The sequence below is a fragment of the Pseudomonas sp. KCJK9016 genome (assembly GCF_046231795.1).
GTDB classification, from domain to species: domain Bacteria; phylum Pseudomonadota; class Gammaproteobacteria; order Pseudomonadales; family Pseudomonadaceae; genus Aquipseudomonas; species Aquipseudomonas bananamidigenes.
The window spans coordinates 35,704-55,727 of record NZ_JBJJMM010000010.1 but is presented as its reverse complement, the minus strand read 5'-3'; the positions used below and the strand labels follow the sequence as shown (position 1 = coordinate 55,727).

Below are 20,024 nucleotides of genomic sequence, written 5' to 3'. Positions count from 1 at the left end.
CTTTCTTGAACTGCAATGTGTTGATATCGACAGGAAGCATCCTGTGCTTGAGTCCGTTGCAAAGAAATGTATCGAGCATGAAATAAAGACAAACAGCCAGGCAAAAAAAAACAGGCGACTGCAGTCGCCTGTTTTGGGGAGCTTGGATGACCCGGTCAGTCCGCCAGCCAGCCGTTTTCCCAGTACCGCAGGTTGTCGCCGCGCAGCACGTAGTCGCGCAATACGACCTCGCGCAATTCGTCGCCCATGCGGTAGCTGGCGTCAGGATCGGCCAGGTGCATGCGGATCGCCTGCAGCCACTCATCCGTGGTGTTGGTCTTGATCCGCGTGCACGGCAGATAACCGCGATAGGCCTCGGTGTCGGTGCAGATCACCGGGTAGCCGCAGGCGCCATATTCCAGCAGACGCAGGTTGCTCTTGCAGTCGTTGAAGATGTGGAACTCAAGCGGTGCCAGGGCCAGGTCGAGGTTGAGGCTGGCCAGCTTCGCCGGGTACACGTCCAGTCCGATCACACCGTGGAACTCATGCATGTACGGTCGCAGGTCGTCGGGGCACATGCCGAAAAACACCCAGTCGACTTCATTGGCCAGTTCGCGCACCACATCGGCGATGACCGCGAGGTCGCCATGGTGACTGGTGCCACCACCCCAGCCGACCCGAGGTTTTTTCGAGGTGCGACGCTGACTGCGCAAATCACTCCACAGGTGTTTGGCCAGCATGTTCGGGACAACCCGAATGTCGCTGTGCATGCTCGACAGTGCATTACCCAGCGGCGCCGTGGACACCACGACCCGGTCACACATGCCGATGGCGCGCCGGACCAGTTTTTCCATCTCGTCCTTGTTCGGCATGTTGCGGATGTGGGCATTGCGATGGGGAACGTCGATCACATAGTCATCGAGTTCATAGATCCGCCGGGCATTTGAGTATTTCTGCAGGATCGGGATTTCATTGATTGGCGCTTCGGCATAGCGCCCCTGCAAAATGATCACGTCAGGGGATTGGCGCTCGACTTCGATGATCGTCGGCAGATTGTAGTGAATCCGCCCCAGCGCCCTGCCCGCCGCTTCCAGCTCGATCAGTGGCTGGGTCACACGGTAGTGACCGATGGCCGACGCATTGACCGGCAGCGCCAGGATCTTCGGCAATTGCGGATGCGAAAACGGACTCCAGCCGGTACGCAGGCCCGGATCGAGACGGAAGCTCGAACCGCCCAGACCGTTGAGCGCCAGGTTGGCGTTGTACGCCGGATCCCGCGCAACGATCGGCAACCAGCGCTTGTAGAACGTTTCCTGTTCCTGGCCGAGCCGTGCTTCTTCGCCGTCCTTCGGCGCCTGTGCCGGCTGTGCGCCCAACGCCAGCTGAGCGTAAGGCGTCCACACCACCAGGTAACCTTCCCGGCCGACCCGCAGGCACAGATCCACTTCATTGAGCGACTGTGCCAGGTCTTGCTGATCGAGGCCGCCGACCGCCTCGAACACGGCCTTGCGCACCATCAGGCAATCGCCACCAACCGCGCTCAGGTCATGAGCGACGAGCAGCCGGTACATGTAACCCGTGGCCTGCAGGGTCTCGCCGTAAAACGGTACGCCGGCCGGCCCTTGCAGGCCGAGAATAAGGCCGGCGTGGAGGATCCGGCCATCCGGATTGAACAGCTTGGCGCCGACCACGCCGACTTCCGGCCGCTGGGCGTGATTGAGCATTTCCGCCAGCCAGTCGCCCTGGGTGATCACGGCATAAGGATTGAGCAGCAGGACGTATTCGCCCCGCGCCTGACTCACCGCCGCATTGCGCACCGCCGACATATTGTCTTGCTGCGGGCAGTCCAGAATGCGGATCCGCTCGCTGCCCAGTTGCCCCATACCCTCGAACCAGGCCCGCGCTTCGGCGCTCTCGCTGCCGTTGTCGACCAGCAGCAATTCATATTCGGCGTAGAGGGTTTTCTCCAGCAGGCTCTCGACACAACGCTGTACGGCTGCCGTCTGATCCTTGCTGACAATAACGATCGACACCAGAGGCTGACGACCATGGTGATAATCGACCCGGTTGAGCAGCGCCGAGGCGCCATCGCGAATCTCGTGGGCGATGCCCAGACGCGCCAGGTGAGCCGAGATCAACTGTGAGTTGCGGTCCGCCATTTGCGGTTCGGACAGCCACTTGGCGAGGTCGTACGCCGACTCCAGCAACACCTCGGAAACATGACCGATGACGTGCGTGCCGTCATGCTCGACCATGCGCCACAGCACATCGTGGGGCGCCAGCTCACCGAAAGCGGAATCGAAACCGCCCAGGGCGAGGAAGCGCTCGCGCTCGAAGGCCAGCGCCCTGCCCACATAGGGGTAGCTGCGCATCAGGTCCAGGTTGAAGTCCGGTTTGAACACAGGCTCGGTCGACTCACCCTGGCTCAGACCACCTTCATCGCTGTAGAGGCAGGTAACGGTGCGCGAGAGCGCGATACGTTCGGCCATCACCAGCAACGCCGGTACCACCAGACGATCACCGGCGCGCAGCAGATAGAACCAGTCGGCACCATCGAGCTGCGGCAACAATTGGTTGATCTGTTGTTGCCAGTCATCCTGCAGCGGCATGCGCACGATGCGCTCCTGCAACTGCGCCTCGGTGCAGGACGCGGAGAGCACGATGGTCAGCTCCGGCAGGTATTCCTGTGCGGCCAGCGATTGCAGGGTGAGTTCGAGTGCCGAGCGACTGCCCTGCTCGTCGATGATCACCGGAACGATTTTCGGCACGCGCGGCCAGGCGGCCAGCGTGTCCGGCAACAGTTCGCGCTGGCCTTCGGTCAGTGCGCGGCAGGCCAGCCACTGGGCGTACAGCTCGGCGAAACTGACACTGGCAATTCCGACATGCCAATCCTGCGTGGTCTGCTTGGTGCCCAGCGTGCGGCTCAGTGGCAACTCTTCCCAGACCCGCGGAGTTTCCAGGGCCTTGGTGATCGGCACATAACGGACCCAGCCCGGCGCCGGTGCGGATTCGCCGCTGCGCGCCTTGAGCATCTGCGTCAGCCATTGCCGCTCGACCTCGGCTGCATCGCGCATCGCTTGCTGGCTGCTCAAACGCTCAGGGTACAGGCGCTCGATGCTCAGGACATGGTTCGACATCACCACGTTGCCGCGTCGCAGCAGGCAGACGTACAAAGCAAAATCGAGCGTTGCGACAAAACAGTGACCGGACTGAGTCAGGGCCGGCAACAGCTCCTGTACATCGGATCGACGAAACAGGGCATTGCTGAAGCCTCCGAGAATGTTCACCGGGAAATTCTCGAAAATCGCCAGCAGGTCATCGCCCTTGAACAATCCGCACACCGGAGACAACGGCGTGTTCTCCAGGCGCGACGGCAACGGCAGGTCGCCAGCATCCCAGAACAGGCGCTGGGCGAGTACCAGATTGACGTCCTGCTGGTCGATCAGTGTCTGCGCCTGGCGTTCGACGCTGGTGGAAAACAACTGATCGTCATCACACAGAAACTTGATGAACTCACCCGTCGCCTGCTCCAGGCACGCATGCAGGTTACCCACCAGCCCGAGCGTCCGGGGATTGCGCACATAACGAACCGTAACCCCGCTGCTCTCGGTGACCGAAGCGACAATTTCCTCGATCTCACTGCCACGACTGTCGTCGCAGACGATGATTTCGAGATTGCCATAGCTTTGGCTCACGGCACTGCTCAAGGCCTTTTCAAAAAAGCGCGGGTTGAAGGCGGGAATGACGAGGCTGACAAGGGGGAGTGAATTCACGGCGGACTCGCAAGCGGCGGGAACCCGCCCGGAACAGCGAGCCCTTTGAAACCGCAAAAGAAGAACAATAAATACAGAACGGTCAGAGCAACCGGGCGCTTGCGCGCCCGGTCAGCATCAGATCTTGTTGAACAGGCCCAGCTGGCTGATTTTGCTGAACGCCAGTTGCGAGGCCTGCAACATGGTCTGCTGCAAGGTCAGGCGGGTCATCACTTCGGCAGGATCCGAATCACGGATCGAACCCTGAGTGGTGGTATTCGCCTGAGTCAGGCTCTGGTTGGTGGTGTTCTGGTCATCCAGCGACTGTCCGCGGGCACCGATCGAAGTCACCGCCGAACCAATCTGGTTGGACGCGCTGTCGATGTTGCCCAGCGCCGACTCCATGGCACCCTGGAATTTTTGCTTGGCCACCGGATCACCATCGATCGGCGCATTCAGCGCCGTGACCATCTGGCCCAGGGTGTCGAGCACGTTCTGGGTCTGGTGGTTGTTGGACTGGATCGAGAACTGATCGCCCGCACCTGGCGTACCGCCGAGGGTGAACGTCACTCCGGCGGCGGTAGCGTTGTTGCCGACCAGGGTGCCCGACGAAACCGGCTTGCTGTCAGCGGTGACTGGCGCTGCGTACAGGTCGAATGCCGTGGCGCTGGTGAACTTCAGGATCGCACCGCCGCCGGACGGGAATGCCGCGTCGTAGGCCGCCTGGTTGGTTACGCCGGAGCCAGTGATGACCGCGGTCGACGGGTTGCCCGCGCTGCGCGAGGTGGTGAACGAGTCAGGCGTGGCCGCCAGCTGGAAGCTGTGGCCGGCGATGACCGCATCCGGGTTGGTGTCGCCAGGCTTGAGGTTGATGTTCAACTTCAGGTCGACACCACGGAAGCTGACGGTCTGGTTGGCACCGTTGCTGTTGGTGATCGCACCGCTCTGACTGGCTTCGCTCGTCACGTCGTTGCCCAGGGCATCGGTGATTTTCAACTGCGTGCTGCTGATGAAATCAACGGTGTAAGGCTGGCCGGCCGCGAACTTGGCGTTGTACGTCGCAGCAGTGCCAACGATACCGTTGGTCAGCACCACACGACCATCATCGACGGCAGGTGCGGTCATGGTAGTCGTGGTGCGGCTGGTGTTGATGGTCTGCTGGAATGCATCCCAACCCGTGGTGTTGGTGGCTACCGAGAGGCCGTCGCCAATGCCCAGGTTGATCTGGGTCTGGTCACCATTGTAGGTGTAGGTGCCATCGGCATTCTGCGAGTACGGCGCGGTATCGGTCTTGGAGCCGGAAAACAGGTAATTGCCGTTGGCGTCCTTGGAGTTCATCAGGCCCAGCACTTGTTGCTGGATCTGGCTCAGCTCCGATGCGTAGGCCTTGCGGTCTGCGTCGGTGGCAATACCGTTGTTGGCGGCCAGGCCGATTTCCTTGGCGCGCTGCAAGGCCGTGGTGATGGAGTTCAGCGTGGACTCCTGCACGGTCAGCGCACTCTTGGTGGTATCGATGTTGCCCTGATATTGCTCGAGCATCGCGGCCTGCTGACCCAGCTTGAGCAGGCGCCCGGCACCGATCGGATCATCGGCGGCGGTGTTGATGCGTTGCAGGCTGCTCGCCTCGTTCGCGGTGGCAACAGTCTTGCTGTAGTTACGCTGATATTGGGACGCTTGTGTCGCGTAATACTGGGCGGTGGAAATGCGCATGAATTACGACTCCTTAAAGACTGTTGATCAGCGTGGCGAAGGTTTCCTGCGCAGCCTTGATGATCTGCGAAGACGCTGTGTAGTACTGCTGATACTTGACCAGGTTGCCGGTCTCTTCATCCAGGTTGACCTGAGACAGCGAGTCGCGCGCACCCTTGGCCTGATCGAGGATCGTCGAGGTGGCTTCGTTGTCGGACTTGCTCTGGGCCGCCTTGGTACCGACGTTGGTCACCAGCTTGTTGTAAGCGTCGGTCAGGCTGATGCCCTTGCTGCCGGTGCCGGTGTCAACGGTCTGTTTGGTCTGCAGTCCGACCAGCGCTTGCGCGTTGCGGTTGTCCGAAGAGGCTGCGCCGGTCAGGTTGATCGTGAAGGTTTCGCCAGCCTTCGGCGTTGCGCCCACGGTGGTCTGCACGGTGAAGGTTTTCTGCACGTTCGGCGTGACCGAGGTATCCATCACCGGTGCACCGGTGGAATCGACCATGCCGATCTTGAGGTTCAGGGTGTTGGCCTGCCCCGGAACGATGGTGCCGCTGCCGATGGTGTTGCCCTTGGCGTCGACCATGTTGTACGACTGGCTGCCGCTGGTGACCGCCCCCATCACCAGCTTGACCGGCGTCGAATACTTGAGCGCGTTCTGCAACTCGGCCTGGGAGGCCGGGTTGGTGATGTCGATGGTGTCGACCAGCGTCGGCTGGGTGTAAGTGCCGGAATTGTTGGCACTGGCCACGCCGGTCAACGGTGCTGCTGCCGCGATTTTCTTCGGATCGGTGAGCACGGTCTGAATGTTGGTGGCCGCGTCACGGGTCGGGGTCACCTTGAAGGTGTCACCGGCGTTCATCGCACCGCCGTTCAGGGCCAGAGTGAAACCGTCGATCACTGGCGGTGGCGTGGTCGTGGTGCTGAACGAACCCATGTCAGTGCCGTCGGAGCGCTTGACCGAATAGTTGGTGGCGCTGGTGAAGGTGACCTGGTAATCGCTGGTGGTCAGCTTGCCGGTGTCCTTGATGGTGACGTTCAGGTTGCCCGAGCCTGCGCTGTTGCCTGCCGAGGCAATGCTGCGCTGGCTGATCAGCGCGGCACTGTTGATGTCGTTGAAGATCGGTGCGCCGAAGTCACCGTTCTTGTCGATGCCCTGGGCCTGCTGGCGATTCATTTGATCGGCAATGACCAGCGCTACGCGACCCAGCTCGTTGAGCGACGGGTTGAGCACTTCGTTGCGATAGGTCAGCAGACCGCCCATTTCACCGCCACTGATCACCGAGGTGATGTCGATGGTGCTTGAGCCACGATCCATCTGGATGCCCATGCGCGACGGGTCATCCTTGCTCGGAACGGTGCTCAGGGTGTTGGTGGTGTTGCCGACGACCAGCGGCTGGCCGCTGCCCACGTAGACGTCGAAACTGGTGCCACGCTCGACCACTTGCGCACCGACCAGTTCGGACAGCTGGCGCACGGCTTCGTTACGGCTGTCGAGCAGATCGTTCGGCTGGCCGCCGCTGGTGGAAACTTCACCGATCTTCTGGTTGAGATTGGCAATCGAGGTGGCCAGTTTGTTGACCTGGGCGGCCATGTCGCCGAGGTTGCCGTTGATCGTGGTGTTCTGATCGTTCAGCTGTTTGGCCAGCGCATTGAAGCGGCTGGTCAGGGCCTGCGCACCGGTCAGCACCGACTGACGGGATGTGTCGTCGGTCGCCGACGTCGCGACACCTTGCATCGAAGTGAAAAACTTCTGCAGCACGCCGGTCAGACCGGTATTGGTATCGGACAACGAGTTGTCCAACGCAGCGGCCTGCCCGCCATAGGCGGCCGCTTCGCTATTGAGCGACGTGGCGGTATGCAGCTGGGTTTCCAGGTAGGAGTTGTACACCCGGCGCACGTCGGCCAGGGTAGTGCCCGTACCGATGAATACGTTGCCGTACTGGATCGAGGATTTGGTGCCCTGCACGGTTTGCTGGCGCGAATAACCGGCGGTGTCGACGTTGGCAATGTTGTTACCTGTCACGGCCAGAGAGGATGAACTGGCAGCCAACCCCGACATCCCGATATTGAGCAAACTCATGATTCAAACCTTACCTTGTGTTTATAAGGGCGTCGTCGAAACGCCGGCCGCAGCGTAGTTCTGATTGACGGTCATCTGCCTGGCAATCTGCGAAATCTTCGTCGCGTAGTGCGGGTCGGTCGCATAACCGGCCTTTTGCAATTCGCGTACAAACTGTTCTGGGTTATCGGCCGACTTCAGCACTTCTTGATAGCGATTGTTGCTCTGCAGCAACGTCACCAGATCATGGAAGCTGTCCTTGTATGAGGCATAGGAACGGAACTCCGCCGTCTCCTTGACCATCTGCCCGTTACGGAATTCGCTGGTGATCGCCCGGGCCGAATCGCCCTTCCAGTTGCCGCTGGCCTTGATCCCGAACAGGTTATGACTGCTGGTGCCGTCCTGAGCGCGCATGACCGATTTGCCCCAGCCGGTTTCCAGCGCGGCCTGAGCCACCAGATAGCGCGGATCGACGCCGATGCGCGCCGCCGCCTCCTTGGCCATCGGCAGCATGGTGTTGACGAATTCGTCGGCGTTGCTGAACGCACGCTTGGCCGGCGCCAGCGGAATCTGCGCCATGGCGCGGCCGTAGATCTGCATCTGTCCGCCGGAAGCCTTGTCCGCCTCGGCGCGGGCCAGCCAGTCGCCGTTGTACAGCGGACCTGAACCAGTGGCAGCCATCGTCGCGGTGCGCTGCGGCTGTTGCGCCGTCGCAGCGTTCGTGGCCGAAGGCACCAGGCCGGCGAGCAGGCGGTCTGCGAGCTTCGGCGGCAGCGCCAGGCGACGCTGGTTGATCATTTCCATGTCATTGCGATGGGCAAGCTGGGTGTTCGGCGCGTGCACCGAACGCGACGCCCACAACGGACGTTCGCCATTGAGGCGCGACAGCGGACCGCTGGTGGCCACGGTGCCAGCAGCAATCGGCGTTTCCGCCGAGGCAGCCCTGGCCAGCGCTTCCTGTTGTTTGGCAGCGGACGCGGCGGCGGCCTCGCCTGGCGCCATCGGCTTGTTCTTCGACATCTGTTTCATCAGCACGTCGGCCAGACCGATACCACCCCCCTCACGGGACAGGGATACCGCCAGTTGCTGGTCGTACATTTCCTGATACTGCTTGGCCGCCGGCGTATTCATCGGGTTGTCCTGCCCCAGTGCCTCGGTGGCCGAACGCATCGATTTGAGCATCTCGCCCAGGAACAGCGATTCGAACTCTTGCGCGACCTTGCGCATGTTGGCGTCGCTGTTCTTGTCGCCGACCTTGAGCTGGTTCAGGCGATTGAGGTCCGAGTAGGAACCCGAATCGCTGCTGCTGACCAGACCGCTCTTGCGCATATCCATGGGCGGCGTCCTCAGATCACGATCAGGTCGGCTTGCAACGCGCCGGCCTGCTTCAGTGCTTCGAGAATGGCCATCAGGTCACCCGGCGCCGCGCCGACCTGGTTCACCGCACGCACGATTTCGTCGAGGGTGGTGCCCGGACCGAACTTGAACATCGGCTTGGCTTCCTGCTGGGCATTCACACGCGAGCGCGGCACCACGGCCGTCTGACCGTTGGACAGCGGGCCCGGCTGGCTGACGATCGGGTCTTCAGTGATGGTCACGGTCAGGCTGCCGTGGGTCACGGCGGCCGGCGAAACCTTCACGTTCTGGCCGATGACGATGGTGCCGGTACGGGAGTTAATGATGACTTTCGCCACCGCCTGACCCGGGTCGACTTCGAGGTTTTCCAGGATCGACAGATAGTCGACGCGCTGGCTCGGATCGAGCGGTGCAGTGACGCGGATCGAACCGCCATCGATCGCCTGGGCGACGCCCGGGCCGAGCATGTCGTTGATCTTGTCAACGATGCGCTTGGCGGTGGTGAAGTCGGAACGGTTGAGGTTCAGCGTCAGGCTGTTGCCCTGGTTGAAACCGCTCGGCACCGAACGCTCCACCGAGGCACCGCCGGGGATGCGACCGGCCGACGGAACGTTGACGGTGATCTTCGAACCGTCACGGCCCTCGGCATCGAAACCGCCGACCACCAGGTTGCCCTGAGCGATGGCGTAGACGTTGCCGTCGATACCCTTGAGCGGGGTCAGCAGCAGCGTACCGCCGCGCAGGCTCTTGGAGTTACCGATGGAGGAAACCGTGATGTCGACCTGCTGACCCGGCTTGGCGAACGCCGGCAGATCGGCACTGACCGATACCGCCGCGACGTTTTTCAACTGCACGTTGCCCGATCCCGGCGGCACCTTGATGCCGAACTGCGAGAGCATGTTGTTGAAGGTCTGCAGGGTAAACGGGGTTTGCGTGGTCTGGTCGCCGGTGCCGTTAAGCCCGACCACCAGGCCGTAGCCGATCAACTGGTTGGAACGCACGCCGGAAATGCTGGCGATATCTTTCAGCCGCTCGGCGTGGGCACCAAAGGCTGCGGACATCAACGCCGCAGCGAGCATGAGGCTCTTGAAATTCAACGTAGCCACCTAGAAAGGGAACAGCGGGCTGAGGAAGAAACGGTCGAACCAGCCTGGCTGACTCGCATCGGCAAACGAACCGGTGCCCGAGTAGGTGATGCGCGCATCGGCGACCCGGGTCGACGACACCGTGTTGTCGGTAGCGATGTCATCGGCACGCACGAGTCCGGCGATCCGAACCAGCTCGTCGCCGGTGTTGAGGGTCAGCCACTTCTCGCCGCGCACGGCGATGATGCCGTTGGGCAGCACGTCGGCGACGGTCACGGTGATAGAGCCGGTCAGGGTGTTGCCCTGGGCCGCCTTGCTGTCGCCCTTGGTCGCACGGTCGCCGCTGTAGCCGACGTCCAGGCTCAGGTCATTGCCGCCCAACGGGTTGTTGGTGGTCCCGCTGCCGCCGAACAGCGAAGTCAGGCCGATGCCGGTCTTGCTGTTCTTGGCCACTTGCGAGTTGGCGTTCTTGCTGGCCTGGGTCTTCTCGTTCAGGGTGATGGTGATGATGTCACCGACCCGGAACGCCTTGCGGTCGCTGTACAGGTTCTGTTCGAAACCGGCCTGATAGATCGAGCCGTTGTTGGCGGCCGCCGGCAACGGCGTACGCGGCAACACCGGGGCGTAGTAAGGGTCATTGGGCTTGGGCGTCGGAGCGACGCAGCCCGCGAGCGAGACGACCCCGCTCAATGCCACAATAGATACAAAGCGCTTCATGACCCTTACCTCACGGTGTTGCAGGCAGCCTCATGGCCGCCTCATAGACTTGATTACAGATTCTGCGTTACGAACGAGAGCATCTGGTCGGCGGTGGAAATCACCTTGGAGTTCATCTCGTAGGCACGCTGGGTGGTGATCATGTTGACCATCTCTTCCACGGTGCTGACGTTGGAGGTTTCCAGGGTGTTCTGCAGAGTGGTGCCGAAACCGTTCAGGCCAGGAGTACCGACTTGCGGCGCGCCGGAAGCAGCGGTTTCCAGGAACAGATTGTTGCCCACGGCTTGCAGACCGGCCGGGTTGATGAAGTCGGCGGTCTGCAAGTTGCCGATCACCTGGGCGGCAGGGTTGCCGGCCACGGTGATAGACACGGTGCCGTCACGGCCGACGGTGAAAGTCTGGGCGTTGTTCGGGATGACGATCGCCGGCTCCAGGGCAAAACCGCTGGCGTTGACGATCTGGCCGTTCGAATCGAGGTGGAACGTACCGTCACGGGTGTAGGACGTGGTGCCGTCCGGTTGCAGGATCTGGAAGAAACCACGTCCGTCGATGGCCATGTCCAGCGGCTGCTCGGTGGTTTGCAGGCTGCCGGCGGTGAAGTTTTTCTGGGTGCCGACGATGCGCACACCGGTACCTACTTGCAGACCCGACGGCAGTTCGCTGTCCTGGGTCGACTGGGCGCCTGGCTGACGCTTGATCTGATACAGCAGGTCCTGGAACTCGGCGCGGTCACGTTTGAAACCCGTGGTCGACACGTTGGCCAGGTTGTTGGAAATGGTGGTCAGGTTGGTGTCCTGGGCGGACAGACCGGTTTTGGCAACCCATAGAGCCGGAAGCATTCGATTCTCCTCGTGCGCCTGTTTTACGGCGCGACGTTCTGATAATTAGCTGATCTGCAAGACCCGAGCCATGGCCTGGTCGTCGTCTTTGGCGGTGTTCATCATCTTGACGTGCAACTCGAACTGCTTGGCCAGGGCCAGCACCGAAGTCATCTCTTCCACGGCATTGACGTTGCTCGATTCCAGGAAACCCGACACCAGTTTGACGTTGGCATCGGCCGGCGCAGGCTGGCCGTCCTTGGTGTAGATCGAACCGTCCAGGCCCTTGTTCATGTTCTTGATGTCCGGGTTGACCAGCTTGATCCGGTCGACTTCGGCCATGACGCGCGGGCCTTCGCCCATCGCACGGATACTGATGGTGCCATCTTCACCGACTTCCACCTGCTGCTCCGGCGGAATCGCAATCGGACCGCCATTACCCAGCACCGGCATGCCGTTGCCGGCACGCAGCACGCCAAGGGCGTCGATATTCAGGCTGCCGGTGCGCACGTAGCTTTCGCCACCGTTGGGGTTCTGCACGGCAATGAAGCCGTTGCCGCTGACAGCCACGTCCAGGTCACGCCCGGTCTGCACCAGCGAACCCTGGGTGAAATCGGTGGCGGGCCGCTCGCTCATGGCAAACGCACGCGCCGGAAAGCTGTCACCGAACACCGGCATCGAACGCGCCTGTTCCAGGTCGCGCTGAAAGCCATTGGTGGAGATGTTCGCCAGGTTGTTGGCATGAGCCTTTTGCGCCAGTGCGTTTTGGCTGGCGCCGGTCATTGCCACATAAAGGTACTTGTCCACACTCTTTCCTCTGCATGCCGGACGTTTGCCGCCCACTGCTGTACTGCTGAGCCATAAGCAATTTGCAGACCAACTTTTTTCTGGCGGACGACGAGCCGATAAACAAAGGACTTGAAGGGTTTTGCGGGGTTTTGGGCAATGTATCGAAGACGAAAAACCGGCGGTGTCATGCCGCTTCGCGGCAATCAACCAGGCCGGTCGGGATCACTCGACGCATTTTTGCCGACTTCGTAATCTCGCAACTTGTTGGCAATGGTCGTATGGGAAACCCCAAGCCGCTTGCCCAGTTGCCGACTACTCGGATGCTCCGAATACAGTCGCTCAAGCACTGCTTTCTCGAAACGCCCGACAATCTCGTCCAGCCCGCCCTCCAGCGAAAAATCGCCAAGCGGCTGACGCACGCCATAGTCCGGCAGGCGGATGTGCTCAGCCTTGACCGTACCGCCATCGCACAGCGAAACCGCCTGGAACAGCACGTTTTCCAGTTGTCGCACGTTGCCCGGCCAATGGTAATGACTGAGTCGGTCCATGGCCGCCGGCGACAGTTTCGGCAGCGGGCAACCGATCTGCCGACTGGCCTGATCGAGGAAGTGCTCCACCAGCGGCGTCAGTCCGTCGAGGCATTCGCGCAGCGGCGGAATGTGCAGCGAGAGCACGTTGAGGCGGTGATACAGATCCTGGCGAAACTCCCCTCTCGCGCACAGTTCCGACAGGTCCACCTGGGTGGCACAGATCACCCGCACATCCAGGTAAACCTCTTCATCGCTGCCTACACGCCGGAAACAGCCATCCTGCAGGAAACGCAACAATTTCACCTGCAAGCGCGGACTCATTTCGCCGACACCATCGAGGAACAGCGTGCCGCCCGCCGTCAGCTCCAGCAGCCCGAGCTTGCCTTCGGCACGCGCGCCCTCGAAGGCACCGGGGCCGTAGCCGAACAATTCAGTCTCGGCCATCGACTCCGGCAACCCCGCACAGTTGAGCGCCATCAGCGGCGACTGGCCGCGCGGGCTCGCCAGATGACAGGCCCGCGCCAGCAATTCCTTGCCGGTGCCGGTTTCACCCTCGATCAAAAGAGGCGCGTCCAGTGGTGCCATCCGCCGGGCTTCGCGCACCACCGCCGCCATCACTTTCGAGCTCTGGAAGATGCTGTCGAAACCACGCAACTCCTGTTTGCGTACGTTATAGATGCGTTCGCCGACCCGATCCGCCCGGTGCAGCGTCAGGACCGCGCCGGCCATGGCTTCGCTGTCGTCATGCTCCGATTGCAGCGGCGCAATGTCGGCCAGAAAGATGTCGCCCCTGACCTTGACCCGCATGCCATTGATCCGCGATTTGTTGGCACGCACCAGCTCCGGCAGATCAAAATCCTCGGCATACCGTGACAGCGGAATCCCCGGCACTTCATCCACCCGCACACCCAGCAACTGCGCCGCCGCGCGGTTGGCGGCCACGATCGACCCACCCATGTCGATCGACAGCACCGGAAACTCCAGCGCCCCGAGCAACGCGTTCAGCTCCATGTGCCGGCGCTCGCTGGGCATCAATCCCACTCGTTTCACGCCAAAGACGCCGGCGATGGCTTCGAACTTGGGCCGTAACGCCTGGAACTGCAGATTGATCAGGTTCGGGCAGTGCAGGTAAATCGCATTGCCGTGCTCTCCGCCGACTTCGCCGCGAGCGACGTTGATCCCGTACTCCACCAGCAGATTGAGAATGTCGCGCAGGATGCCGATGCGATTCTGGCAATGGACTTTGATACGCATATAAAGGCCCGAAACAGGTAGAGGGGGCGGAATTTTCTCGGCCGCCCGCAAGATAGTCGTCAAGATTATGTGACAGACACAGGTCGTTTCAAACCTGCAATTCACCGCAATCAGGACTTATCGCACAAGGCGTAACGATAATTTTACGAATTATGGAGACTTTTCCTACTCGGTGGCTCATCAACCTGATGCAACACGGCACGCTCTGGGGTATTTCTCAGTCCATGGCAGGACATAACAAGAACGAATTCCCCTCGCAGGAGAGCAGTATGAAGCAGACGCAATACGTGGCCCGCGAGCCCGATGCGCAAGGTTTTATCGACTACCCCGCCGAAGAACATGCGGTGTGGAACACGCTGATCACCCGCCAGATGAAAGTGGTCGAGGGCCGGGCTTGCCAGGAATACCTGGACGGCATCGAAAAACTCGGTCTGCCCCATGACCGCATTCCACAACTGGGCGAGATCAACAAGGTGCTCGGCGAGACCACCGGATGGCAGGTCGCCCGCGTCCCGGCGCTGATCCCTTTCCAGACCTTTTTCGAATTGCTCGCCAGTAAACAGTTTCCGGTGGCCACCTTCATTCGTACCCGTGAAGAGCTGGACTATCTGCAAGAGCCGGATATTTTCCACGAGATCTTCGGTCACTGCCCGCTGCTGACCAATCCCTGGTTCGCCGAATTCACCCACACCTACGGCAAGCTTGGCCTGCAAGCGACCAAGGAAGAGCGCGTCTACCTGGCGCGTCTGTACTGGATGACCATCGAGTTCGGTCTGGTCGACACCCCGCAAGGCAAACGCATCTACGGCGGCGGCATTCTGTCCTCGCCGAAAGAAACCGTTTACTCGCTGTCGGACGAACCCGAGCATCAGGCCTTCGATCCGCTGGAAGCCATGCGCACACCGTATCGCATCGATATCCTGCAACCGCTGTACTTTGTCCTGCCGAACCTCAAGCGCCTGTTCGACCTCGCCCACGAAGACATCATGGGCATGGTCAAGCAAGGCATGCAGCTGGGTCTGCACGCACCGAAATTTCCGCCAAAACCAAAAGCCGCCTGAACCGCGACTTTTGCTTACAAGTGAGTCTGTCAGTCGTCGCCACTTTGGTTTAGCGTGGCGACATTGACGGCCAATATAAAAAAACACCTCTCGATTTCAGGAAGTACACCATGTCCTCTTTGAACCAAGCCCATTGCGAAGCGTGCCGTGCCGATGCTCCACAGGTCAGCGATGAAGAACTGCCGATCCTGATCAAGCAGATCCCTGACTGGAACATCGAGGTGCGCGACAGCATCATGCAGTTGGAAAAAGTCTTCCTGTTCAAGAACTTCAAGCACGCCCTGGCATTCACCAACGCCGTCGGCGAGATCTCCGAGGCCGAAGGTCATCACCCGGGTCTGCTGACCGAGTGGGGCAAAGTCACCGTGACCTGGTGGAGCCACTCGATCAAGGGCCTGCACCGCAACGACTTCATCATGGCCGCACGCACCGACGAAGTGGCCAAGACTGCAGAAGGACGCAAGTAATGCACTTCGACGCCATCGGCCGGGTGCCCGGCGATCCGATCCTGGGCCTGATGGAGGCCTATGCGCAGGACACCAACCCGCGCAAGTTCGACCTCGGCGTTGGCGTCTACAAGGATGCCCAGGGCCTGACACCGATTCCCGAGGCGGTGAAGATCGCCGAGGCGCGCCTGATCGAAAGTCAGGACACCAAGACTTACATTGGTGGTCACGGCAACCCGCTGTTCGGCAAGCTGATCAATGAGCTGGTGCTCGGTGCCGATTCGGCACTGATCGCCCAGAAACGCGCCGGCGCCACCCAGACCCCGGGCGGCACCGGCGCCCTGCGTCTGGCGGCGGACTTCATCGCCCAATGCCTGCCGGGCAAGGGCGTCTGGCTGAGCAACCCGACCTGGCCGATCCACGAAACGATTTTCGCGGCAGCCGGCGTCAGGATCAGTCATTACCCTTACGTCGGCAGCGACAACCGTCTCGATGTCGATGCCATGCTGGCCGTGCTCAACGAAGTGCCGAAAGGCGATGTGGTGCTGCTGCACGCGTGCTGTCACAACCCGACCGGGTTCGACCTGAGTCACGACGACTGGCACCGGGTGCTGGACGTGGTGCGTCGCCGGGAATTGCTGCCGCTGATCGACTTTGCCTACCAGGGCTTCGGCGATGGCCTGGAACAGGATGCGTGGTCGACCCGGCTGTTCGCCGCCGAGTTGGCCGAACTGCTGATCACCAGCTCCTGCTCGAAGAACTTCGGCCTGTACCGCGACCGTACCGGCGCGCTGATCGTCTGCGCGAAAACCGCCGACAAGCTCACCGACGTCCGCAGCCAGCTGGCGCATATCGCCCGCAACCTGTGGTCGACACCACCGGATCACGGCGCGGCCGTCGTCGCCACGATCCTCGCCGACCCGGAGCTGAAAAGCCGCTGGGCCGACGAAGTGGAAGCCATGCGTCTGCGCATCGCCCAGTTGCGCAGCGGGCTGGTGGAAGCGCTGGAGCCGCATGGCCTGCGCGAGCGTTTTGCACACATTGGCGTGCAGCGCGGGATGTTCTCCTACACCGGGCTGTCGCCGGAACAAGTGAAAGACCTGCGTGAGCATCACAGCGTGTACATGGTCAGCTCGGGCCGGGCCAACGTCGCGGGGATTGATGCGACGCGCCTCGACTTGCTGGCCGAAGCCATCGCCAGCGTCTGTAAATAAACACAATTGCGGGAGCGAACCTGCTCGCTCCCGCAGTTGTCCTGCGTCACCCTGCCGCACTTGTCTAGACAATCCCGCCCATCGCAACAAACAGAATTAAAAATCTGATTGTCATTTTTACTGCTGTATCCTTCGCAGGCTTTCTGAAAGCGCGGATCTACCAGATCTATCAACAGACTTAGCGAGGAGCGCAACCATGCACGAGATTCCCAATCTCCCCTTCCCGAGCCTGCACGTACCTGAGCAGACGACCACGCAACCAGCCGGCGCCCAACAGGCCGAGCCGAAAGAAGCCGCCGAAAGCCGTCCGGCCGACCGCGAAGAGTAAGTAACACCCACCGTACAGACCGTGTGGAAAGCGCTAACATGCGCTTTCCACACTGCCTGAAACCGAGCCCGCCATGACCGACGAATCCTTCAACGAACAACAGGCTGAAATCCTCATCGGCGCTACCGAGAAGATGATCGAGATCTGGAGCCGCCTCTCGCCCGAGAAACAGGCCGCCCTGCTCGCCCGTTTCGGCAGCGAAGAAAACGCCCTTGCGGCTCTGGTCACCACACAACTGGTTGCCCCGGCCAAATAGTTTTACTTTTCCCCGCCGCAGACGCCTTCACATCGGTATCATGAGCAGCCTATCTATTCTGCTCTTCCCGTGGATCGTTACCCCATGTCGTCCCCTATGCCAGAACCCCGGCGCCCCTTGGCGGTCACGCTGCAAGTCGTTTCCATCGTCCTCTTCACCTTCATCGGCTACCTGAATATCGGCATTCCTCTGGCCGTACTGCCTGGTTATGTTCATAGCGACCTGGGCTTCGGTGCAGTCATCGCCGGGCTGGTGATCAGCGTGCAATACCTCGCCACTCTGCTCAGCCGTCCTTACGCCGGCAAAATCATCGACAATCAGGGCAGCAAACGTGCGGTGATGATTGGCCTGGCAGGCTGTGGCTTGAGTGGCGTGTTCATGCTGATTTCGGCCTGGACGCCCAACCTGCCGCTGCTCAGTCTGATCAGCCTGTTCATCGGCCGTCTGGTGCTGGGCAGCGCGGAAAGCCTCGTCGGCTCCGGGTCGATCGGATGGGGGATCGGTCGTGTCGGCGCGTCCAACACGGCCAAAGTCATCTCATGGAACGGCATCGCCAGTTACGGTGCTCTGGCGGTCGGGGCACCACTGGGGGTGTGGCTGGTCAGCCATTTCGGTCTGTGGAGCATGGGCGTCAGCATTCTGCTGCTGGCCACTCTGGGCCTGCTGCTGGCCTGGCCAAAAACCGCCGCGCCGATCGTCGCCGGCGAGCGCTTGCCGTTCATGCATGTGCTCGGGCGGGTATTTCCCCATGGCTGCGGGCTGGCGCTGGGGTCAATCGGTTTCGGCACCATCGCCACCTTCATCACCCTGTATTACGCTACCCGGCATTGGGATAACGCCGTCCTCTGCCTGAGCCTGTTCGGTGCCTGCTTCATCGGTGCGCGACTGTTGTTCGGCAACCTGATCAATCGCCTCGGTGGCTTTCGCGTCGCGATTGCCTGCCTGTCGGTGGAAACCCTCGGCCTGTTGTTGCTATGGCTGGCGCCCGATGCACACTGGGCATTGGCCGGCGCGGCATTGAGTGGTTTCGGTTTTTCGCTGGTGTTCCCGGCACTGGGTGTGGAAGCGGTGAATCTGGTGCCGGCCTCCAGCCGTGGAGCGGCAGTCGGTGCCTATTCGCTGTTCATCGATCTGTCGCTGGGGATCACCGGGCCACTGGCCGGGGCGATTGCGGCGGGCTTCGGCTTTGCCTCGATCTTCCTGTTCGCCGCCATTGCCGCACTGAGCGGCCTGGCGCTGAGCATCTATCTGTATCGTCACACCTCGAAGTATCGCGAAGACTAGAAATCCACCTTGCCCCGCCCGGCCTTGATGCTGCCGCGCCTGGTCTTGGACTCCAGCCGACGCTTCTGCGAGCCCAGCGTCGGCTTGGTCGGCCGGCGCTTCTTTTCGACTCTGGTAGCGTTGAGAATCAGCTCGACAAGACGCTCCAGCGCATCGGCGCGATTCTGTTCCTGAGTACGGTATTGCTGGGCCTTGATGATCAACACGCCGTCGCTCGTGATACGACTGTCGCGCAGCGCCATCAGCCGCTCCTTGTAAAACTCGGGCAAGGACGAGGCAAGAATATCGAAGCGCAGGTGCACGGCGCTGGAGACCTTGTTGACGTTCTGCCCACCGGCCCCTTGGGCACGGATGGCGGTCAGCTCGATCTCGGCATCCGGCAGATGCACGTTATTGGAAATCTTCAGCATTGCATTCTCATTGTGAAAGCTGACTGTCGCCAAGCGGGTCCTGGCGACAGTCAACAGCTCCCGGGGGGGCCCTTCCACTATACAGGGCGACTTACAGCTGAAACGACAAAGCGCCACGAGGACTACCCGTCCACACCAGGCCAACAAGCCGTGCCATCGAGCACTGCACTCCGTAGAATGTCGTTCCTGCAGAGCAGCCACTTCCCCCGATTGTTGCTCGATCCATCGCACTTAACCTTTCAATGCAGGAAGCATAACCATGAGCAACAAAGCGGTCATCGTATTCAGTGGCGGACAGGACTCGACAACCTGCCTGATCCATGCCCTGACCCGCTACGATGAAATCCATTGCATCACCTTTGACTACGGCCAGCGCCATCGCGCGGAAATCGAAGTTGCACAGCAACTTGCAAAAGAACTTGGCGTGACCGTGCACAAGACCATGGACGTATCCCTGCTGAACGAACTGGCGATCAGCAGCCTGACACGCGACAACATTCCAGTACCGACCATGAACAGCTCGGGCGACAGCCTGCCCAGCACCTTTGTACCGGGCAGGAATATTCTTTTCCTGACCCTGGCTTCGATCTATGCGTATCAGGTGCAGGCAAAGACCGTCATTACCGGCGTTTGCGAAACCGATTTCTCTGGTTATCCGGACTGCCGGGATGATTTTGTCAAGGCGCTGAACAAAGCCCTTGAACTCGGCATGGACTACAAGTTGACCCTGGATACACCGCTGATGTGGCTGAACAAGGCGGAAACCTGGGCCCTGGCCGATTACCATCACAAACTGGAATTCATCCGCGACCAGACCTTGACCTGCTACAACGGCATTACCGGCAGCGGCTGCGGCACTTGCGACGCCTGTAATCTTCGTGCCAAAGGGCTCGCCGAATTCCTGAACAACAAGGATCAAGTCGCGCGCAAGCTGAAAGAAAAACTTGAGCTGAACTGAATATCCGATCGCACAGCGACAGACGCTCACCGGACGCGG

At 60.9% G+C, this 20,024-nt stretch carries 17 protein-coding genes; 7 read left to right on the top strand and 10 right to left on the bottom strand.

Annotated elements, in window-relative coordinates; all coding sequences use genetic code 11:
- Positions 1 to 155: 155 nt before the first annotated feature.
- The 9 genes from ACK6BI_RS11900 to ACK6BI_RS11860 form a co-directional block, all read right to left on the bottom strand.
- On the bottom strand, positions 156 to 3,752 hold the full coding sequence (locus ACK6BI_RS11900; RefSeq protein ID WP_409317209.1) for a glycosyltransferase: 3,597 nt from the start codon (positions 3,750 to 3,752) through the stop codon (positions 156 to 158).
- A 117-nt stretch (positions 3,753 to 3,869) separates the two neighbouring features.
- Complete coding sequence (locus tag ACK6BI_RS11895; protein ID WP_119428843.1) at positions 3,870 to 5,441, bottom strand: flagellar hook-associated protein 3; 1,572 nt, start codon at positions 5,439 to 5,441, stop codon at positions 3,870 to 3,872.
- Positions 5,442 to 5,454: 13 nt separating this feature from the next.
- Complete coding sequence (gene flgK / locus ACK6BI_RS11890; protein WP_409317208.1) at positions 5,455 to 7,500, bottom strand: flagellar hook-associated protein FlgK; 2,046 nt, start codon at positions 7,498 to 7,500, stop codon at positions 5,455 to 5,457.
- A 21-nt stretch (positions 7,501 to 7,521) separates the two neighbouring features.
- Positions 7,522 to 8,814, bottom strand: a complete 1,293-nt coding sequence (gene flgJ / locus ACK6BI_RS11885; RefSeq protein ID WP_409317207.1) for a flagellar assembly peptidoglycan hydrolase FlgJ — start codon at positions 8,812 to 8,814, stop codon at positions 7,522 to 7,524.
- Positions 8,815 to 8,825: 11 nt separating this feature from the next.
- Positions 8,826 to 9,914, bottom strand: coding sequence for a flagellar basal body P-ring protein FlgI (locus ACK6BI_RS11880; RefSeq protein ID WP_080593281.1), 1,089 nt, complete (start codon positions 9,912 to 9,914; stop codon positions 8,826 to 8,828).
- Between the two features lie 27 nt (positions 9,915 to 9,941).
- Positions 9,942 to 10,637, bottom strand: coding sequence for a flagellar basal body L-ring protein FlgH (flgH, locus tag ACK6BI_RS11875; RefSeq protein WP_065260803.1), 696 nt, complete (start codon positions 10,635 to 10,637; stop codon positions 9,942 to 9,944).
- A gap of 53 nt (positions 10,638 to 10,690) precedes the next feature.
- A complete protein-coding gene (flgG, locus tag ACK6BI_RS11870) occupies positions 10,691 to 11,476 on the bottom strand; it encodes a flagellar basal-body rod protein FlgG (RefSeq protein WP_011333017.1) in 786 nt (261 codons plus the stop codon).
- A 45-nt stretch (positions 11,477 to 11,521) separates the two neighbouring features.
- Positions 11,522 to 12,262 carry a flagellar basal body rod protein FlgF gene (locus tag ACK6BI_RS11865; protein ID WP_065260804.1) on the bottom strand — a complete coding sequence of 247 codons (741 nt, stop codon included), beginning with the start codon at positions 12,260 to 12,262 and terminating at the stop codon, positions 11,522 to 11,524.
- Between the two features lie 185 nt (positions 12,263 to 12,447).
- A complete protein-coding gene (locus tag ACK6BI_RS11860; RefSeq protein WP_409317206.1) occupies positions 12,448 to 14,028 on the bottom strand; it encodes a sigma-54-dependent transcriptional regulator in 1,581 nt (526 codons plus the stop codon).
- Positions 14,029 to 14,252: 224 nt separating this feature from the next.
- On the opposite strand from ACK6BI_RS11860, the gene phhA reads away from it, so the two are divergent.
- The 6 genes from phhA to ACK6BI_RS11830 all read left to right on the top strand — a co-directional run bounded on the left by phhA (position 14,253) and on the right by ACK6BI_RS11830 (position 18,617).
- Positions 14,253 to 15,089, top strand: coding sequence for a phenylalanine 4-monooxygenase (gene phhA / locus ACK6BI_RS11855; RefSeq protein ID WP_082302448.1), 837 nt, complete (start codon positions 14,253 to 14,255; stop codon positions 15,087 to 15,089).
- Positions 15,090 to 15,199: 110 nt separating this feature from the next.
- A complete protein-coding gene (locus tag ACK6BI_RS11850) occupies positions 15,200 to 15,556 on the top strand; it encodes a 4a-hydroxytetrahydrobiopterin dehydratase (protein ID WP_213027921.1) in 357 nt (118 codons plus the stop codon).
- Positions 15,556 to 16,749: an amino acid aminotransferase gene (locus ACK6BI_RS11845; RefSeq protein WP_409317205.1), complete on the top strand. Its 1,194-nt coding sequence runs from the start codon at positions 15,556 to 15,558 to the stop codon at positions 16,747 to 16,749. The genes ACK6BI_RS11850 and ACK6BI_RS11845 overlap by 1 nt, the downstream gene beginning before the upstream one ends.
- A 196-nt stretch (positions 16,750 to 16,945) precedes the next feature.
- Positions 16,946 to 17,077, top strand: coding sequence for a hypothetical protein (locus tag ACK6BI_RS11840; RefSeq protein WP_409317204.1), 132 nt, complete (start codon positions 16,946 to 16,948; stop codon positions 17,075 to 17,077).
- Positions 17,078 to 17,150: 73 nt separating this feature from the next.
- On the top strand, positions 17,151 to 17,333 hold the full coding sequence (locus ACK6BI_RS11835; protein ID WP_065260808.1) for a hypothetical protein: 183 nt from the start codon (positions 17,151 to 17,153) through the stop codon (positions 17,331 to 17,333).
- A gap of 96 nt (positions 17,334 to 17,429) precedes the next feature.
- On the top strand, positions 17,430 to 18,617 hold the full coding sequence (locus tag ACK6BI_RS11830) for an MFS transporter (RefSeq protein ID WP_409317313.1): 1,188 nt from the start codon (positions 17,430 to 17,432) through the stop codon (positions 18,615 to 18,617).
- Here the strand turns inward: ACK6BI_RS11830 and arfB are convergent.
- Entirely contained in the window at positions 18,614 to 19,027 is a 414-nt protein-coding gene (arfB, locus tag ACK6BI_RS11825; RefSeq protein ID WP_409317203.1) for an alternative ribosome rescue aminoacyl-tRNA hydrolase ArfB, read from the bottom strand. The genes ACK6BI_RS11830 and arfB overlap by 4 nt on opposite strands.
- Positions 19,028 to 19,286: 259 nt before the next feature.
- Between arfB and queC the strand changes: the two genes are divergently transcribed.
- Positions 19,287 to 19,985: a 7-cyano-7-deazaguanine synthase QueC gene (queC, locus tag ACK6BI_RS11820; RefSeq protein WP_409317202.1), complete on the top strand. Its 699-nt coding sequence runs from the start codon at positions 19,287 to 19,289 to the stop codon at positions 19,983 to 19,985.
- Positions 19,986 to 20,024 lie beyond the last annotated feature (39 nt).

Bases quoted from the DNA above. Each gene is read 5' to 3' on its own strand.
- ACK6BI_RS11895 (WP_119428843.1), bottom strand. From the start codon at position 5,441: ATGCGCATTTCCACCGCCCAGTATTACGCGACACAAGCGTCCCAATAT.
- flgK (WP_409317208.1), bottom strand. From the start codon at position 7,500: ATGAGTTTGCTCAATATCGGGATGTCGGGGTTGGCTGCCAGTTCATCC.
- flgJ (WP_409317207.1), bottom strand. From the start codon at position 8,814: ATGGATATGCGCAAGAGCGGTCTGGTCAGCAGCAGCGATTCGGGTTCC.
- ACK6BI_RS11880 (WP_080593281.1), bottom strand. From the start codon at position 9,914: ATGCTCGCTGCGGCGTTGATGTCCGCAGCCTTTGGTGCCCACGCCGAG.
- flgH (WP_065260803.1), bottom strand. From the start codon at position 10,637: ATGAAGCGCTTTGTATCTATTGTGGCATTGAGCGGGGTCGTCTCGCTC.
- flgG (WP_011333017.1), bottom strand. From the start codon at position 11,476: ATGCTTCCGGCTCTATGGGTTGCCAAAACCGGTCTGTCCGCCCAGGAC.
- ACK6BI_RS11860 (WP_409317206.1), bottom strand. From the start codon at position 14,028: ATGCGTATCAAAGTCCATTGCCAGAATCGCATCGGCATCCTGCGCGAC.
- phhA (WP_082302448.1), top strand. From the start codon at position 14,253: ATGGCAGGACATAACAAGAACGAATTCCCCTCGCAGGAGAGCAGTATG.
- ACK6BI_RS11850 (WP_213027921.1), top strand. From the start codon at position 15,200: ATGTCCTCTTTGAACCAAGCCCATTGCGAAGCGTGCCGTGCCGATGCT.
- ACK6BI_RS11845 (WP_409317205.1), top strand. From the start codon at position 15,556: ATGCACTTCGACGCCATCGGCCGGGTGCCCGGCGATCCGATCCTGGGC.
- ACK6BI_RS11840 (WP_409317204.1), top strand. From the start codon at position 16,946: ATGCACGAGATTCCCAATCTCCCCTTCCCGAGCCTGCACGTACCTGAG.
- ACK6BI_RS11835 (WP_065260808.1), top strand. From the start codon at position 17,151: ATGACCGACGAATCCTTCAACGAACAACAGGCTGAAATCCTCATCGGC.
- ACK6BI_RS11830 (WP_409317313.1), top strand. From the start codon at position 17,430: ATGCCAGAACCCCGGCGCCCCTTGGCGGTCACGCTGCAAGTCGTTTCC.
- arfB (WP_409317203.1), bottom strand. From the start codon at position 19,027: ATGCTGAAGATTTCCAATAACGTGCATCTGCCGGATGCCGAGATCGAG.
- queC (WP_409317202.1), top strand. From the start codon at position 19,287: ATGAGCAACAAAGCGGTCATCGTATTCAGTGGCGGACAGGACTCGACA.